Annotated in this window: 14 protein-coding genes and 1 pseudogene; 7 read left to right on the top strand and 8 right to left on the bottom strand. The window is 73.9% G+C overall.

All coding sequences use genetic code 11. The features are described from left to right. Positions 1–1,128: an FUSC family protein gene (locus VK501_RS07555; protein ID WP_324336235.1), complete on the bottom strand. Its 1,128-nt coding sequence runs from the start codon at positions 1,126–1,128 to the stop codon at positions 1–3. A 303-nt stretch (positions 1,129–1,431) separates the two neighbouring features. On the opposite strand from VK501_RS07555, the gene VK501_RS07550 reads away from it, so the two are divergent. From VK501_RS07550 to pdxT, 3 genes are read left to right on the top strand one after another with little or no spacing between them, the layout of a single operon-like run. Then, on the top strand, positions 1,432–2,322 hold the full coding sequence (locus VK501_RS07550) for a MurR/RpiR family transcriptional regulator (RefSeq protein WP_324336233.1): 891 nt from the start codon (positions 1,432–1,434) through the stop codon (positions 2,320–2,322). Between the two features lie 46 nt (positions 2,323–2,368). Further along, complete coding sequence (gene pdxS / locus VK501_RS07545; RefSeq protein WP_324336232.1) at positions 2,369–3,253, top strand: pyridoxal 5'-phosphate synthase lyase subunit PdxS; 885 nt, start codon at positions 2,369–2,371, stop codon at positions 3,251–3,253. A gap of 7 nt (positions 3,254–3,260) precedes the next feature. After that, a complete protein-coding gene (pdxT, locus tag VK501_RS07540) occupies positions 3,261–3,836 on the top strand; it encodes a pyridoxal 5'-phosphate synthase glutaminase subunit PdxT (RefSeq protein ID WP_324336230.1) in 576 nt (191 codons plus the stop codon). A 107-nt stretch (positions 3,837–3,943) separates the two neighbouring features. On the opposite strand, the gene VK501_RS07535 is transcribed toward pdxT, so the two are convergent. The 4 genes and pseudogenes from VK501_RS07535 to VK501_RS07520 form a co-directional block, all read right to left on the bottom strand. Further along, positions 3,944–4,516, bottom strand: a complete 573-nt coding sequence (locus VK501_RS07535; protein WP_324336228.1) for a helix-turn-helix domain-containing protein — start codon at positions 4,514–4,516, stop codon at positions 3,944–3,946. 3 nt (positions 4,517–4,519) lie between these two features. Then, complete coding sequence (locus tag VK501_RS07530) at positions 4,520–5,956, bottom strand: MFS transporter (protein ID WP_324336226.1); 1,437 nt, start codon at positions 5,954–5,956, stop codon at positions 4,520–4,522. A gap of 109 nt (positions 5,957–6,065) precedes the next feature. After that, positions 6,066–6,491 (bottom strand): annotated as a pseudogene (locus tag VK501_RS07525) (aldehyde dehydrogenase family protein); the annotation flags it as partial. Between the two features lie 248 nt (positions 6,492–6,739). Beyond that, a complete protein-coding gene (locus VK501_RS07520; RefSeq protein ID WP_324336222.1) occupies positions 6,740–8,047 on the bottom strand; it encodes a zf-HC2 domain-containing protein in 1,308 nt (435 codons plus the stop codon). Between the two features lie 358 nt (positions 8,048–8,405). Here VK501_RS07520 and VK501_RS07515 point away from each other — a divergent pair, with 358 nt between their 5' ends. Together VK501_RS07515 and VK501_RS07510 are read left to right on the top strand one after the other, a co-directional pair. Continuing rightward, positions 8,406–8,852 carry an RpiB/LacA/LacB family sugar-phosphate isomerase gene (locus VK501_RS07515; protein ID WP_324336220.1) on the top strand — a complete coding sequence of 149 codons (447 nt, stop codon included), beginning with the start codon at positions 8,406–8,408 and terminating at the stop codon, positions 8,850–8,852. Between the two features lie 53 nt (positions 8,853–8,905). Next, positions 8,906–9,874 (top strand): glycosyltransferase family 1 protein, encoded by a 969-nt coding sequence (locus tag VK501_RS07510; protein ID WP_324336219.1) that lies wholly within the window; start codon positions 8,906–8,908, stop codon positions 9,872–9,874. Between the two features lie 27 nt (positions 9,875–9,901). Here the strand turns inward: VK501_RS07510 and VK501_RS07505 are convergent, their stop codons facing one another. Genes VK501_RS07505 through manB form a run of 3 tightly spaced genes read right to left on the bottom strand, consistent with a single transcriptional unit; the run spans position 9,902 to position 12,713 of the window. Continuing rightward, positions 9,902–10,342: a GNAT family N-acetyltransferase gene (locus VK501_RS07505; protein WP_324336218.1), complete on the bottom strand. Its 441-nt coding sequence runs from the start codon at positions 10,340–10,342 to the stop codon at positions 9,902–9,904. Beyond that, complete coding sequence (locus tag VK501_RS07500; protein ID WP_324336216.1) at positions 10,339–11,322, bottom strand: MBL fold metallo-hydrolase; 984 nt, start codon at positions 11,320–11,322, stop codon at positions 10,339–10,341. Before VK501_RS07500 ends, VK501_RS07505 begins: the two co-directional genes overlap by 4 nt. Continuing rightward, on the bottom strand, positions 11,319–12,713 hold the full coding sequence (manB, locus tag VK501_RS07495; protein ID WP_324336214.1) for a phosphomannomutase/phosphoglucomutase: 1,395 nt from the start codon (positions 12,711–12,713) through the stop codon (positions 11,319–11,321). Before manB ends, VK501_RS07500 begins: the two co-directional genes overlap by 4 nt. A gap of 88 nt (positions 12,714–12,801) precedes the next feature. Between manB and VK501_RS07490 the strand changes: the two genes are divergently transcribed. Together VK501_RS07490 and VK501_RS07485 are read left to right on the top strand one after the other, a co-directional pair. Beyond that, on the top strand, positions 12,802–13,530 hold the full coding sequence (locus tag VK501_RS07490; protein WP_324336212.1) for a sugar phosphate nucleotidyltransferase: 729 nt from the start codon (positions 12,802–12,804) through the stop codon (positions 13,528–13,530). After that, positions 13,527–14,468, top strand: coding sequence for an NAD-dependent epimerase/dehydratase family protein (locus VK501_RS07485; protein WP_324336211.1), 942 nt, complete (start codon positions 13,527–13,529; stop codon positions 14,466–14,468). Before VK501_RS07490 ends, VK501_RS07485 begins: the two co-directional genes overlap by 4 nt. Positions 14,469–14,558 lie beyond the last annotated feature (90 nt).

The following is a 14,558-nucleotide window of genomic DNA, read 5'->3' as shown; positions in this document are numbered from 1 at the left end:
CTACGCGTCCACGATCGGCGCGGGGTCGCCGCGGATGAGGGCGCGAGCGTCGTCGGGCGACATGCCGACGCTGCGCAGGAGGTCGACCGCCGTCGAGCGGATCTGGCCGATGATCACGCTGACCGACAGGTTGGTCGTCTGCTCCAGCACGGCGCTCGCGTGGCGGGCGGCCCGCACGGCGGGCTCGACGACCCCGGTGGCGCGCCGCGGGTCGTCCAGCCACGGCTCCAGCCTGCGCACGGCGCCGGCCAGCTCGCCGATCGCCTCGCCGACCTCGGCCGGCACGTGGTCGCCGACCTCGATGGCCCGCACCACGCCGCGGGCCAGCACGCGCACGTTGCGCACGGCGAGGTCGATCTGGCCGCCGGCCTCGCTGTAGACCGCCAGCGGCCCGCGGTCCGACCAGCGCTGCGGCGCGGCGGCCGCCGTCTCGCGTCCGATCGTCAGCGACTCCAGGAAGCGCTGGGTGTAGGCGTCGATGTCGCGCGCCCGGCCCAGCGCGGTCAACGCCGCCTCCCGGTCGCGGGTCTCGAGCGCGGCGACGATGTCCTCCAGCACCCCGGCGAGCTCGCGCAGCACGGGCGCGGCCTCGCGACGGACCAAGGCCACCGGGTCGATCGGCGCGATGACGAAGTTGAGGATCAGCGCGACGCTGCAGCCGATGAGCGCGTCGGCCGCGCGGGAGAAGGAGAGGCCGTTGGTGGGCGGCTGCAGCGTCACCACCAGGATCGCCGACACCGCCGCCTGGGTGACCAGCAGCGGCCCGCCGCCGAGGAACACCGCCAGGGAGGTGGCGAGGAACACAATGCAGATCAGCTGCACGGTGCCCGACCCGACCTCGAGGACGATGACGTCGGCCAGCGCGATGCCGAGCGGCACTCCGATCGAGAGCTCGATCGCGCGGTTCAGCCGCGAGCCGACGGTCAGCCCGAGGGTGATGATCGCGGCGACCGGGGCGAAGAACGCTCCCGTCTCGCCGACGATGTGCGTCGCGACGAGCCAGGCGATGCCGGCGCCGATCGCGCCCATGAACAGGGTGGGGGCCAGCGCGCGCAGGCGCGCGACGCGGTCGTGGAACGTGACCCGCGACCGTTCCGCCGCATCCTCGATGACCTGGCGCGAGCTCACGTGACGCTCCTACCCAAGCACAGCCGGCGTCCCACGGCGGACACCCGGACGCCGGAGTCGGTTCCCGACGCCGCGCCGGCGGGGAGCCCATAGGGACACCAACTGAGGGATGCGTTCGGCGCCATACCCCCCGCCTGCGTCCCTCCTGCGAGCCCCGATTGGCGGAAGCGGCGAGGGCTCGCACGCACAGCGACGTCGCGCCCGGCCACCGCCGGGCGCGCGTCGTCTGCGAGCGGCCCGCGAGGATCTTCGGCACGCTCTTTGGAGGACTCCGCCTCCGGGGTGTCGAAAGACCGGTCGCCCATGAAGAGGACGGCTGCGACGATCACGGCCCCGCCCCACGAGGCGCGCGGCCACCAGACCCTTTCCGCCTATATCCAGGCACGCTTCGACGAGTTCTCGCGATCCCAGAAGGACGTCGCGCAGTACATCGTCGATCACCTGGACGAGGTGGCTTTCCAGACTGCCGAGGAGCTAGCGCGCCGCGCGAACACCTCGAGCTCGACCGTCGTGCGGTTCTCGCAGGCGCTCGGGTTCGAGGGCTTCCCCGAGCTCCAGCACTCCGCACGGGAGGAGTACCGCCGCAAGGTGGCGGCCGGTGCGGCCGGGGCGCCCGCGGGCACCACCTCGCCCGAGCCGCTGTTCTCGCTCGACCAGAACGAGTTCGAGACCGCGATCGCGGCCGACTACCAGAACGTCGAGGAGACGGCGCGGCGCGTCTCGCGCTCCGACGTCGAGGCCGCGATCGACGCGATCGTCGCGGCCGACCGCGTGCTGGTCTGCGGCACCGACCAGATGGCGTTCTTCGCCAGCTACATGCGCCACCTGCTCATGCTGCTGGACCTGCGTGCCGAGATCGTCGCCAGCCCGTCGCAGGAGGCGCTCAGCCGCCTCGGCCGCATCGACGAGGGGACGCTGGTGATCGGCCTCAGCGCCGGCCGCCCGCATCCGCTGGTCGTGCGTGCGATGAAGCTCGCCCGCCACCGCAAGGCGCCGACGCTGGCGGTGGTCGACGCCACGCTGTCGGAGGTCGCGAAGCTCGCGCAGATCAAGCTGTACTACTCGAGCAACTCGCCCGCCTACGTGCGCTCGCACACGGCGCTGCTGTCGACGATCCAGGCGCTGGCGTACGGCGTGTACAGCCGGGATGCCGACCAGTACGCCGATCGGATCAAAGCCTTCCGCCTGAAGTAACTGGCGGAGGCTGGTCGCCGCGGAGGACCCCTATCATGGGGCTCGTATGCGAGACGAAGCGACGTTCCGGGTCAAGGCCGGTTTGGCGGAGATGTTGAAGGGCGGCGTCATCATGGACGTCGTCGATGCCGCGCAGGCCAAGATCGCGGAGGACGCCGGCGCGGCTGCCGTGATGGCGCTCGAGCGTGTGCCGTCAGACATCCGCCGCGACGGCGGCGTCGCGCGCATGAGCGACCCCGCGATGATCAAGGGCATCCAGGAGGCCGTGACGATCCCGGTCATGGCCAAGGCCCGCATCGGCCACTTCGCCGAGGCCCAGGTGCTCCAGGCGCTCGAGGTCGACTACGTCGACGAGTCCGAGGTCCTGACGCCGGCCGACGAGGCCAACCACATCGACAAGTGGGCGTTCGACGTGCCGTTCGTCTGCGGCGCCACGAACCTCGGCGAGGCGCTGCGGCGCATCGGCGAGGGCGCCGCGATGATCCGCTCCAAGGGCGAGGCCGGGACCGGCGACATCGTCGAGGCCGTGCGCCACATGCGCTCGATCCGCGGCGAGATCCGCCGCCTCACGACGCTGGACGAGGACGAGCTGTTCGTCGCGGCCAAGGAGCTGCAGGCGCCCTACGACATCGTGCGCGCGGTCGCGCGCGCCGGCAAGCTGCCCGTGCCGCTGTTCAGCGCCGGCGGCATCGCCACGCCCGCCGACGCGTCGCTGATGATGCAGCTGGGCGCCGAGTCGGTCTTCGTCGGCTCCGGCATCTTCAAGTCGTCCAACCCCGAGGCTATGGCCCGCGCCGTCGTCGAGGCGACGACGCACTTCGCCGACGCCGGGCGCGTCGCGGCCGTGTCCGAGGGACTCGGCGAGGCGATGCAGTCGCTCGAGGTGCGCAAGCTGGACGCGTCGCAGGTCCTCGCCAATCGCGGCTGGTAGCGCCTCGGTGAGCGGCGCTCCGGTCGTCGGCGTCCTGGCGCTGCAGGGCGGCTTCGACGCGCACGCGCGCATGCTGCGCGACCTCGGCGCCGGCGTGCGCGAGGTGCGGACGCCGGCCGACCTCGACGGACTGGACGGCCTCGTGCTGCCCGGCGGCGAGTCGACGACGATGACGCTCGGGATCGCCCGCGAGGGCCTGGCCGAGCCGCTGGCCGCGCTCGTGCGTTCCGGCGCGCCGGTGCTCGGCACGTGCGCCGGGCTGATCATGCTCGACCGCGACCACCTCGGCCTGATGGACATCGCCGCACGCCGCAACGCGTTCGGCCGTCAGCTGCATTCCTTCGAGACCGACCTGGACTTCCCGGACCTCGACGAGCCCGTGCACGCGGTCTTCATCCGCGCGCCGTGGATCGAGGACCACGGTCCGGACGTCGCGATCCTGGCCTCGGTCGACGGCCACCCGGTCGCAGCGCGCGAGGGCGACATCACCGTCGTCGCCTTCCACCCCGAGCTCTCCGGCGAGCACCGCCTCCACGCGCAGTTCCTGGACCGGGTTCGAGCTCGCGTGTCGGCCGCCGGGTAGGGGTGCCGTAGGCGCGGCCGGCGAGGCCGGCGCCCACGACGGCCAGCCGTCGCCGCCGGAGGTGGGTCCCCAGTCGCGATAGCGACACAGTCTCCTAGCGCCCGCGCTCAGCGCGCGCGCAGCGCGTTGACGATCAGCTCGCCGTAGCGGCCCCAGACGCTGGGGTCGTGCTCCCTGGATGAGCGCAGCACGTGCGCGACGCCGGTGAAGAGCACGCGGAGGTCTTCGGCGCCTGCGTCGTCGCGCAGGGCGCCGGCGAGGCGAGCGCGGTCGACGAGCGCGTCGAGGCTGGCGTGGGCCGTCGCGCGCGCGGCGTCGAGCTCGGGCAGGTGGATGTCGGCGGCCAGGCTGCCGGCGACGGCGCAGTCGCCGGCCTGCCGCTCCGCGATGGCCAGGATGACGTGCTCGAACGCCGCGCCCGCGTCCTCCTCGGCCAGCGCCTGCGTCGCGAGCGTCGTGATCCAGTCCAGGCGCTCGGCGGCCACCGCGGCGACGAGGTGCTCCTTGGAGGGGAAGCTGCGGTAGACGGTGGCCTTGCCCACGCCGGCGCGCTCGGCGATCTCCGGGATCCCGGCCTCCATGCCCTTCTCGGCGAACACCGCGGCCGCGGCGCGGATGACGCGCTCGCGGTTGCGGAGCGCGTCGGCACGGCGGGGACGGGGATCGGTGGCGAGGGCCATGGCTCAGCGCTCCGCGTTGGCGTAGACCGGCACCGGCTCGCCCAGCGGAGCCGCCGCGCCGATCTCGGCGCCGACGGTCCCGTGGCCGTGGCTGGTGCGGGGGATGAGGACGGCCGCGCCCGCCGCGACGAGCGCGACGACGCCGCTGATGACGAACGCGGCGGTATAGCCGCTGTCGCCCGGCAGGCCGGTCGCGCCCAGGACGCTGCCGGCGAGCACCGCCGCGGTCACCTGCGAGCCGAGCGACGAGCCCACGGACCGGACGACGGCGTTGAAGCCGGTCGCCTGGCCCGTCTGGTGGCGCGGGACCGCGTCGACGATCAGGTTCGGCATCGCCGCGTAGGCGAGTCCGACGCCGACCGAGGTGATGGTGTTGAAGATCAGGATCTCGGCCACCGAGCCGTGCATGAAGCCCATGAGGATCATGCCGGCGCCGGTCGCCAGACCGCCGAGCGTGAGCGGCACCTTGTTGCCCATGCGTGCGCCCAGGATGCCCGACAGCGGGCCGACGAACAACATGGCCAGCGCCGAGGGCAGCATCAGCACGCCCGCGGCGGTCGCCGAGAGCCCGAAGCCGTAGCCGGTGGACTTGGCCGCCTCGGCGAGCTGCGGGATCAGGATGTAGGACCCGAACATGCCGAACCCGATGAACAGCGTCGCGACGTTCGTCATGAGGACCGGAGCGGAGGCCAGCACGGTGACGTCGGCCAGCGGCTCCTCGGTCTTGCGCTCCAGCTGCACCCAGGCGGCGAGGACGAGCAGGCCGGCGGCGATGAGGCCGAGCGTCTCGGGCGCGCTCCAGCCCCACGTGTTGGCGCGCGAGATGGCGATCATCGGCAGCACGAGCCCGACGCCGAGCACGAAGGCGCCGCGGAGGTCGACCTTGCCGGGCGTGCGCTCGGGCGACTCGGGGATGTAGAGCCAGATCGCGACGGCTGCGGCGGCCGACATCACGGCGCTGAGCCAGAAGATGTAGTGGTAGGTCGCATGGTCGACGAGCAGGCCGCCGATGACCAGGCCGAGGCCACCGCCGATGCCCAGCGTGGCCGAGATGAGGCCGATGCTCTGGCCAACGCGGTCGCGCGGGAACTCGTCGCGGATGATCCCGAAGCACAGCGGGAAGATGCCGCCGCCGACGCCCTGCAGGACGCGGCCGAGGACGACGATCTCCAGCGACGAGCCGAGCGCGGCGACGAGCGAGCCGAAGACGAACGCGGCCAGCGAGGCGACGAGCATCCGGCGCTTGCCGAACATGTCGCCGAGGCGGCCGAAGAGGGGGGTGAAGATCGCCGCGGCGACGAGGTAGCCGGTGAGCGTCCAGGCGACGCCGGAGGAATCGGTGTGCAGCTGGGTCTTGAGATCTCCGAGGGCGGGGATGAGCGTCGTCTGGGCGAGCGCGAAGGCGAGGGCGGCCGTGCTCAGGATGAGCAGGCTGCGCATGGGGTTGGGACGGGCGTGGGGAGTGAGATGGGGCATAAATGGACCTTGGAGTCCGGATACCTTAGCGAACCGGACCCGCGAGTCCGGTTGCTCTCGCGCCGTGACGTTCTCAGCGCGGTGCGCCGTGGCGGACGGTGCTCTCCGTCACGACCAGCGGATCGACGAACTGCAGCAGGTAGTCCGGGCCGCCGGCCTTGGAGCCCGTGCCCGACAGGCGGTTGCCGCCGAACGGCTGGCGCCCGACCATGGCCCCCGTGATCGCGCGGTTGACGTACAGGTTGCCCACCGACGTGTCGAACGCGTCGGCCGGGCCGACGCGCAGCCGGTCGACGGCGTGCGCGAGCCGCGCGACGACCGCGTCGGCGACGGCCTCGTGGACGAGCACGCGCGACGCCGAGGAGCACTTCTGCCCGGCGTCGGCGAACGCCGAGTGGACGATGGCGTGGACGGCGCCGTCGAGGTCGGCGTCGGTGTCGACGATCACGCAGTTCTTGCCGCCCATCTCGACGACCGTCCGCTTGAGGTGACGTTGCCCGGGCACCACCTCGGCGGCGACGCGCATGACCTCCAGGCCCGCAGCTGCTCGCGCTGGGCGGCCGAGGTCAGGTCGAGGACCGGCTCGTTGTGAAACGGCGGGAGCTCGGTCAGGTCCGGCGGGCACGCAGGCCACGACGCGCAGCGGGCCGGCGGCGCCTGATCCGCAGGGGTGTGGTGTGTGGGGCCACCGGCGAATATGTCCGCGAGCGTACTTGCGGACGGGCGCGCGGCGCGTTCTACTCGCTTCTAGGGTGTCGTGCTGCTGGCGTCCGGCGCGCCCTGCGCGGTGGCGCCGGGAGTCGGGGTGCTGGCCGTCCCGGCCGCCCCGGTCGTGGCCGTCCCCGCGGCCCCGGTCGTGCCCGCCCCGGCGGTCGCGGCGGGCGGCGCCGCCTTGACGGTGACCGGCAGCGGCGTGGTCACCGGCGCCTGGACCCGCGCGGGCGCGGTCCGCTCGACGGGCGGCGTCGCGTCGTTGCCGCCGAACACGCCGGCCAGCGCCAGCGCGCCCGCGGCGCAGGCGGCGATCAGGAGCACGGGCAGCGCGACGAACAGCGGGCGCGGCCGGGTGCGGCGCGTGTGTCCGCCCTCCAGCAGCCCGGCGGCCGGGCCGCCGCCCTCGACGACGCCGGGCTCGTGCTCGGGGGCGACGTCGGGGAGCTCGTCCCACTCGACGGTCGCGCCGGGGTCGACCGCGTCGTGCTCGCCGGTCGCGAAGAACGCGATCTCGCCCTCGACCGCCGCGGCGATGACCGGCGCGGGCGGCGTGTCCGCGGGCGACGGCTCGGCGGCCAGCGGCTCGGCGGCGAGCTCGTCGACCTGCGTGGTCTCCAGCGGCGCCGGCGGCTCGATCGGCACCTCGTCGTCGAGGTCGGGCAGGTGGCCGAACGCGCCGTCCAGCGGCTCGGCGGCCGGGGCGTCGGGCGACGGCGCGGGCGCGGTGCCGACGCCGTGCTCGGAGACCGACTGCAGGGCGACGAGCAGCACGGTGGAGGTGTCGGTGCCCAGCGTGTCGACGACCGGGTCCTGGTAGGCCAGCTCCGCACGCCGGAAGATCTCGGCGAGCGCGTCGCAGCGCTCGCAGCGGTCGAGATGGCGGGCGAGGCGGTCGAGATCGGCGTCGCCGAGGGCGCCGTTGGCACGCGCGGCGAGCATCGTCGGCACGTGCTCGCACGTCTGCGTGCCGCGGCTGAGCAGGCGGCCGTGCGGCGGCGGGCCCGACGGCTGGCGGGCCATCGACGCGGCGGCGTGGCGGGTGGCGCCGCGCAGCAGCGCCTCGGGATCCAGGCCCCGTAGCTCGGGCGCGTCGCGCACCGCGGCGCGGAAGCGCGCGAACGCCTCGGCGGCCGCGCGGTCGGCGGCCTGCGGACCGCACACCTGCATGCAGAACGCGACCACCGCGGGTCCGCGGCGGTCCACCAGCGCCTGCAGCGCGGCGCGATCCCCGGCGCGAACGCCTTCCGGCGTCACTCCCGCAGCGTTGGACGAGCCCTCCATCGTCGCGGAGCCTAGACGGCCCTCCAGCGGCATGTAGTCCAGGCCCTCGGTCACAGCCATCCCTTGTCCTCCGCCACTCGCACCGCTTCGGCCCGGCAATGGGCCCCCAACTTCTGCATCGCAACATCGGTGCACCCAGTGCTCACAGCGACATGGTGGCGGTCCGAGGGCGATCCGTCAGCTCCGCTACGACGACCGTCCAGCGCCGACGTACCGGGAAATGGGCGGCGGAGGGCCATCCATGGATAATCGCGCGCGCTGCGGCGGCGCGGTAGTGGCGGTCGTACGAGGTTGCGCGTGACATCCGTCACGGGCGCCGGCGGCGCTTCGGGGACCGGGGCCACGGCACGCGCGCGGCGCTGCGGACGAGCGTTCGGCGGGCGGTGGAGGTTGCGGCGAGGCCGTCATACTCGGGCGGATGAGGATCGCGGTCGCAGCGGACGAGCGGACGGGCGTCGCCGGCGCCGTGGCCGGCGCGCTGCGCGAGCGCGGCCACGAGGTCGTCGCCGCCCACGGCGCGCTAGCGCCCGACGCCCGCGAGGACTGGGCGTGGTGCGCGGAGGCCGCCGCCCGCGACGTCGCCGACGGCCGCGCCGACCAGGCCGTCGTGTGCTGCTGGACGGGCACCGGCGCGTCGATCGCCGCCAACAAGGTGGGCGGGATCCGCGCCGCGCTCTGCGCCGATGCGGCCACGGCCGAGGGCGCGCGCCGCTGGAACGACGCGAACGTCCTGGCGCTGTCGCTGCGCACGACCTCCGTCGCCGAGCTGGCCGAGATCCTCGACGCGTGGTTCGCCGCCGGCCCCAGCGAGGATCCCGCCGACGCGGCCAACGTCGCGCACCTGGCCGACATCGAGGCGCGCTGACGGCGCCCGTCCTCATCGACGCCCGTGCCGCCGCGCGGCCCGAGCTCGGCGGGGTGGAGCGATGGGCGAGGGAGCTGACCGCGCGGCTCCCGGCGCTGGCTCCGGACCGCTACGCCGTGGCCCGGCCGCCCGCCGCGCTGGCCCATCGTGCGGGCCACGCCTGGGAGCAGCTCGTGCTGCCGGCGCAGGCCGCGGCCCGCGGGGCGCGCGCGATCCTGTGCCCGGCCAACCTCGCGCCGCTGGCCAGTCGCCGCACCGTGGTGGTGCTGCACGACGTCGCGCCGCTGCGCGAGCCCGGCTGGTACTCCGACCTGTACGTGCGCTGGCAGCGCGCGGTGCTCCCGCGCATCGCCGCGCGCGCCCGGCTCGTCGTCACGCCGTCGGCGTTCTCGCGCGACGAGGTCGTCGAGCTGCTGGGCGTCCCCGCCGACCGCGTGGCGGTCGTGCCGGGCGGGGTGGACGAGCGCTTCACGCCGGCCGCCGCAGCGGGTCCCGCGCGCGCCGCGCTGGGCCTGACCGAGCGACCCTACGTCCTGACCGTCGCCAGCCGCACGGCGCGCAAGAACCTCGGCGTGCTCGACCTGGCCGCCCGCCGCCTCGCCGCGCGCGGCGTCGACCTCGTCGCCGCCGGCGGCGACCGCCCGCAGTTTCGCACCGAGGCCGACACCGCCGGGATCCTGACGCTCGGCCACGTGGACGACGCGCTGCTCCCTGGGCTCTACGCCGGCGCCGCCGCGTTCGTGCTGCCGTCGCTGTACGAGGGCTTCGGCCTGACCGCGCTGGAGGCGCTGGCCGCCGGCGTGCCGGTGGTCGCGGGCGCCCGCGGCGCGCTGCCGGAGGTCTGCGGCGACGCCGCCCAGCTCGTCGACCCGACCGACCCCGAGGCGGTCGCCGCCGCGCTGGAGCGGGCCCTCGACGATCCCGCGCCGTGGCGCGCGGCCGGTCCGTCGCAGGCAGCGCCGCTGACCTGGGACGCGACCGCACGCGCCATGGACGCGCTGCTCGCCGAGATCGTCGCGTGAGCGGGCGCCGCCGCGCGGCCGCGCAGCTCAGATCTGCTTGACGAAGAACACGCGGTGAAAGCCCTCGTCGAACGCGCGACCGGTCTCGACGAACCCCAGCCGCGGGTACATGATGAGGTTGGACGCCATCGCCGCGTTGGTGTGCAGCCGCAGCTCCGGCAGCCCGCGCCGGCGCGCTTCGTCCTCGGCGAAGGCGATGAGCGCGCGGCCGCGGCCCGCGCCCTGATGGGCCGGCGAGACCGCCACGTTGTGCACCAGCAGGTGGTCCGTCTGGCCGACGAGCACGACGCTCGACACCAGCTCGCCGTCGGCGCCGTCGAGCACGTACTGCTCCCCGTGCGCGGCGTGCCAGGCGTGGTCGGCGTCCATCGGCGCGGGCCGCCGGCCGACGGCCGCGACGTGGACGGCGAACGCCGCCTCGACCAGCGCCGCGACCGCCGCGACGTCGTCGGGCCCGGCCTGCCTCATGACACGGGTGCGAAGCGGACCACGCCGCCCTCGTCCTCGACCTCGACGACCTCGCCGCGCTCCAGCAGCAGGTCGACGTGGCCGAGCACCTCCGACAGCGTGAGGTAGGCCTGCGTCACGGCGACGTTGCCCCACATCTGCTGGGCGATCTCGAAGCCGGACTTCGGCCCCTCGGCGAGGATCCCGGCGATCTTGCGGACCCGGCGCTCGTGCCCGTCGAAGCGCTCGTCGATCAGCGTGCGATGGTCCTCGACCGGGTCGCCGTGGCCGGAGTAGACGATGCTCAAGTCCATCTTGCGCGTCGCGCTCATCGAGCGCATGTAGGTGATCAGCGCCTTCGGGCGGTCCTCCGGCCGGCCGCCCTCCAGCGGGCGGCTGATCAGCGGGTTGGAGGAGATGTGCTTGATGAGGTGGTCGCCCCCGATCAGCACGCCCGTGGCCTCCTCGAGGAAGACCGTGTCCGACGGCGAGTGGCCGGGCCGGTGGTGCACGCGCCAGGAGCGGTCGGCGAACTCCAGGAGGTCGCCCTCGGCCAGCGGCCGCGTGACCCGCACCGACGAGCCCCAGGCGCGGAACTGCGCGGTGACGGCGCGCAGCGCGATCGCGATGTCGCGCGGGATGCCGTGGCGCAGCATCACCGACTCCGAGAACTGGTCGTCGTCGTCCATCTCCTTGCCGAACCGCGCGAGCCACGGGCCGAGCGATGCGAGCGCGGCCACCTCGGCGCCCGACCGGTCGGCGAGGATCTGCGCGAGGCCGATGTGGTCGATGTGCTGATGGGTCAGCACGATGCGCTCGAGGTCCTCGACTCGGCGGCCGTGCTCGGCCAGCGCCGCCTCCAGCACGGTCAGCGACGTGCCGGAGTTGGGGCCGGCGTCGACGAGCGTCAGCGGGTCGTCCTCGATCAGATAGCAGTTGACGCGGCCGACGGCGAACGGCGTGGGGACGGGCAGCGCGTGGATCGCGCGCGCAGTGGTCACGCGCGGATCCGGGCCAGCAGCTCGTCGCGCTTGGCCTCCATGTCCTGCGGGGAGACGAGCGACTCGAGCGTGAGGCGCAGCAGCGGCTCCGTGTTGGACGCGCGCACGTTGAAGTGCCAGTCGTCGAAGTCGACCGACACGCCGTCGACGTGCGTCACCGTCGCGCCGTCCATCGATCCGTAGTGCTCCTCGAGCTCGGCCATCTTGGCCGGCGCGTCGGCGATCTCGGAGTTGATCTCGCCCGAGATGAAGTACTTGGCCTTGTAGGGCTCCAGCAGCTCGGAGAGCTGCTTGCCCTCGACGCTGAGCTTCTCCAGCACGAGCAGCGCGGGCAGCGTGCCGCTGTCGGCGTTGTAGAAGTCGTGGAAGTAGTAGTGGCCGGAGACCTCACCGCCGAAGATCGCGCCTTCGTCGCGCATGCGCGTCTTGAAGAACGCGTGGCCGACGCGGTTGATGTGGGGCGTGCCGCCGGCGGCCTCGACCGTGTCGGGCACCGCCCGGGAGGCGCGCGCGTCGTAGAGGATGTGGCTGCCCGGCCGCTTCTGCAGCAGGTGCTGGGCGAGGATCGCGGTGAGGAAGTCGCCGTCCACGAAGCGGCCGGTGTCGTCGATGAAGAAGCAGCGGTCGGCGTCGCCGTCCCAGGCGATGCCGAGGTCGGCGCCCTCGCCGACGACCTTGTCCATGATGAACTGCCGGTTCTCCTCCAACATCGGATTGGGCTCGTGGTCGGGGAAGTTGCCGTCGGGCGTGAAGTACGTCTCGACGAGCTCGAGGCCGAGGTCGCGCAGCAGCGGCCCCGCCATCGGGCCGGCCATCCCGTTGCCGCCGTCCACGACGACCTTCAGCGGCTTGACGTTGGAGGCGTCGATCGCCTTCAGCGCCGCGGCCTGGAACTCGTCGTAGATGTCGACCTCTTCGACGAGACCGGCCCGCCCGCCCGCGGACGCGTCGCCCAGGACGGGCGGGTCCGCGTTGACCATCCGCCGGATGTCCTGGATGCCCTCGTCGCCGCTGAGCGCGATCGCGCCGCGCTTGACCAGCTTGGCCCCGGTGTAGGCCTTGGGGTTGTGCGAGGCGGTGCACATGAGCCCGCCGTCGAGATCGCGCGAGCCGACCAGGTAGTACAACATCTCGGTGCCGACCTGCCCCGCGTCGATGACCGTCGCGCCCTCGGCGACCATCCCGTCGCGATAGCGCGCGGCCATCTCGGGGGCCGACAGGCGCATGTCGCGGCCCAGCCCGAGGCGCAGCTCGGTCGTCGGCTTGCCCTCCAGCTCGCCGATCACCCGGGCGAAGGCACGGCCGATCTGCTCGGCGTCGTCGGGCCCCAGCTGCTCGCCGTGGATGCCGCGGATGTCGTAGGCCTTGAAGATCTCGGCAGGGACGCTCATGTCACGGAGGATCCTACGTCCTCGTCACCAATCCGCGTGACGGGGTCAGACCCCGCGGCGCGGCGCCGTCGGGCATCCTTCGCGCCGCATGGAGCGGACCCCACCGGTGGCGATCCTCTGCGGCGGGCGTGGCACCCGGCTGCAGGAGCACACGCGAACGATCCCGAAGCCCCTGGTCGAGATCGGCGGGCTGCCGATCCTGTGGCACGTGATCCGGCTCTACGCGCATGCGGGCTTCGCCGAGTTCGTGCTGTGCACGGGGTACCTCGGCGAGCAGATCGAGGCGTTCGTCGCCGATCACGCGTGGCCCGAGGGCGTGCTCGTCACCTGCGTCGACACCGGTGTCGAGACGCCGACCGGCGGGCGCCTGCACGCCGCCGCGGGCCATCTCGACGCGGGCCCGACGTTCTGCGCCACCTACGCCGACGGCGTCGCCGACGTCGACCTGCGCACGCTGCTGGGCTTCCACGCCGCGCACGACGGGGCGGCGACGATGACCGTCGTCCGGCCCCAGCTGCAGTTCGGCGTGACCGAGCTCGACGGCGACGCGCGCGTGGTCGGCTTCCGCGAGAAGCCGCGGTCCGACCACTGGATCAACGGCGGCTTCTTCGTCTTCGACACGCCGGTGCTCGAGCGCCTCGAGCCGGGCCACGTCCTCGAGCGCGAGCCGCTGGAGGGCCTCGCCGCCGACGGCGAGCTGCGCGCCTTCCGCCACGACGGGTTCTGGGAGTGCGTGGACACCTACAAGGACGCGGTCCTGCTCAACGACCTGTGGGCCTCCGGCACGCCGCCCTGGCGCACGTGGACCGGCCCGTGAGCCCCCGCGCGACCCTCGTCACCGGCGCCTCCGGGATGCTCGGCCGCCGGCTGGTCGACGCGCTGCTGGAGCGCGGCGAGCGCGTCGTGGTCCTCCAGCGCGCCGCCACCGAGCGCGACGGCTGCCACGTCGTCGTCGGCGACGTCGCCGACGGCGCCCTGCTGGCCCGGACGGTCGTCGAGCACGAGGTCGCGACCGTGTTCCACCTCGCGGCGCAGACGATCGCCGGCGTCGCGCGCGCCGCGCCCGCCGAGACGTTCGCCACCAACGTCGGCGGCACCGTCGCGGTGCTCGAAGCGGCGCGCGCGGGCGGCGTCGCCCGCACCGTCGTCGCCTCGACCGACAAGGTCTACGGCGCGGACGCCGCGCAGCCGTCCACCGAGGACCTGGCGCTCCGGGCGGCCGCGCCGTACGAGGCGTCCAAGGCCGCGGCCGACCTGATCGCCCGCTCCTACTGGCCGGCCTACGGCCTGCCGGTCGCCGTCGCACGGCTGACCAACCTGTACGGCTGTGGGGACCGCCACGCGTCCCGCCTCATCCCGGAGCTCGTCGCGGCCTCGCTCGGGAGCCGCGCCCCGAAGGTCCGCTCCGACGGCACGCCCGAGCGCGACTTCCTCCACGTCGGCGACGCCGTCGCGGCCTGCCTCGCGCTCGCCGGCGCGCTGGACCGCGAGGACGGCGGCCCCAGCGCCCGGGGCGAGGCGTTCAACGCCGGCAGCGGGCGACCCACCAGCGTGCGCGAGGTCGTCGACACCCTCGGCCGCGTGGCGGGCACGCCGCTGGACGTCGTCTACGACCCCACGCACGCCACGCCCGGCGAGCTCGGCCGCCAGCACGTGGACATCGGCAAGATCGAGCGCGTCTGCGGCTGGACGCCGCAGGTCGAGCTCGAGGAGGGGCTCCGCCGGACGCTGGAGTGGTACCGGGCGACCCGCTAGGGGTGCCGTAGGCGGCCAGCGAGGCCGAGGCCCACGACGGCCAGCCGTCGCCGCCGGAGGTGGGTCCCCAGTCGCGATAGCGACACAGTC

Origin of the sequence: Baekduia sp. (genome assembly GCF_035318805.1) — a bacterium.
Taxonomy (GTDB): domain Bacteria; phylum Actinomycetota; class Thermoleophilia; order Solirubrobacterales; family Solirubrobacteraceae; genus Baekduia.
Note: the sequence above shows the minus strand (reverse complement) of the source record. Positions and strands in the feature narration are given on the sequence as shown.

Excerpts from the sequence above, each read along its gene's own strand:
- VK501_RS07550 (WP_324336233.1), top strand. The coding sequence starts at position 1,432 with ATGAAGAGGACGGCTGCGACGATCACGGCCCCGCCCCACGAGGCGCGC.
- VK501_RS07530 (WP_324336226.1), bottom strand. The coding sequence starts at position 5,956 with ATGCGCAGCCTGCTCATCCTGAGCACGGCCGCCCTCGCCTTCGCGCTC.
- VK501_RS07490 (WP_324336212.1), top strand. The coding sequence starts at position 12,802 with ATGGAGCGGACCCCACCGGTGGCGATCCTCTGCGGCGGGCGTGGCACC.
- VK501_RS07515 (WP_324336220.1), top strand. The coding sequence starts at position 8,406 with ATGAGGATCGCGGTCGCAGCGGACGAGCGGACGGGCGTCGCCGGCGCC.
- VK501_RS07535 (WP_324336228.1), bottom strand. The coding sequence starts at position 4,516 with ATGGCCCTCGCCACCGATCCCCGTCCCCGCCGTGCCGACGCGCTCCGC.
- pdxS (WP_324336232.1), top strand. The coding sequence starts at position 2,369 with ATGCGAGACGAAGCGACGTTCCGGGTCAAGGCCGGTTTGGCGGAGATG.
- manB (WP_324336214.1), bottom strand. The coding sequence starts at position 12,713 with ATGAGCGTCCCTGCCGAGATCTTCAAGGCCTACGACATCCGCGGCATC.
- VK501_RS07505 (WP_324336218.1), bottom strand. The coding sequence starts at position 10,342 with ATGAGGCAGGCCGGGCCCGACGACGTCGCGGCGGTCGCGGCGCTGGTC.
- VK501_RS07520 (WP_324336222.1), bottom strand. The coding sequence starts at position 8,047 with ATGGCTGTGACCGAGGGCCTGGACTACATGCCGCTGGAGGGCCGTCTA.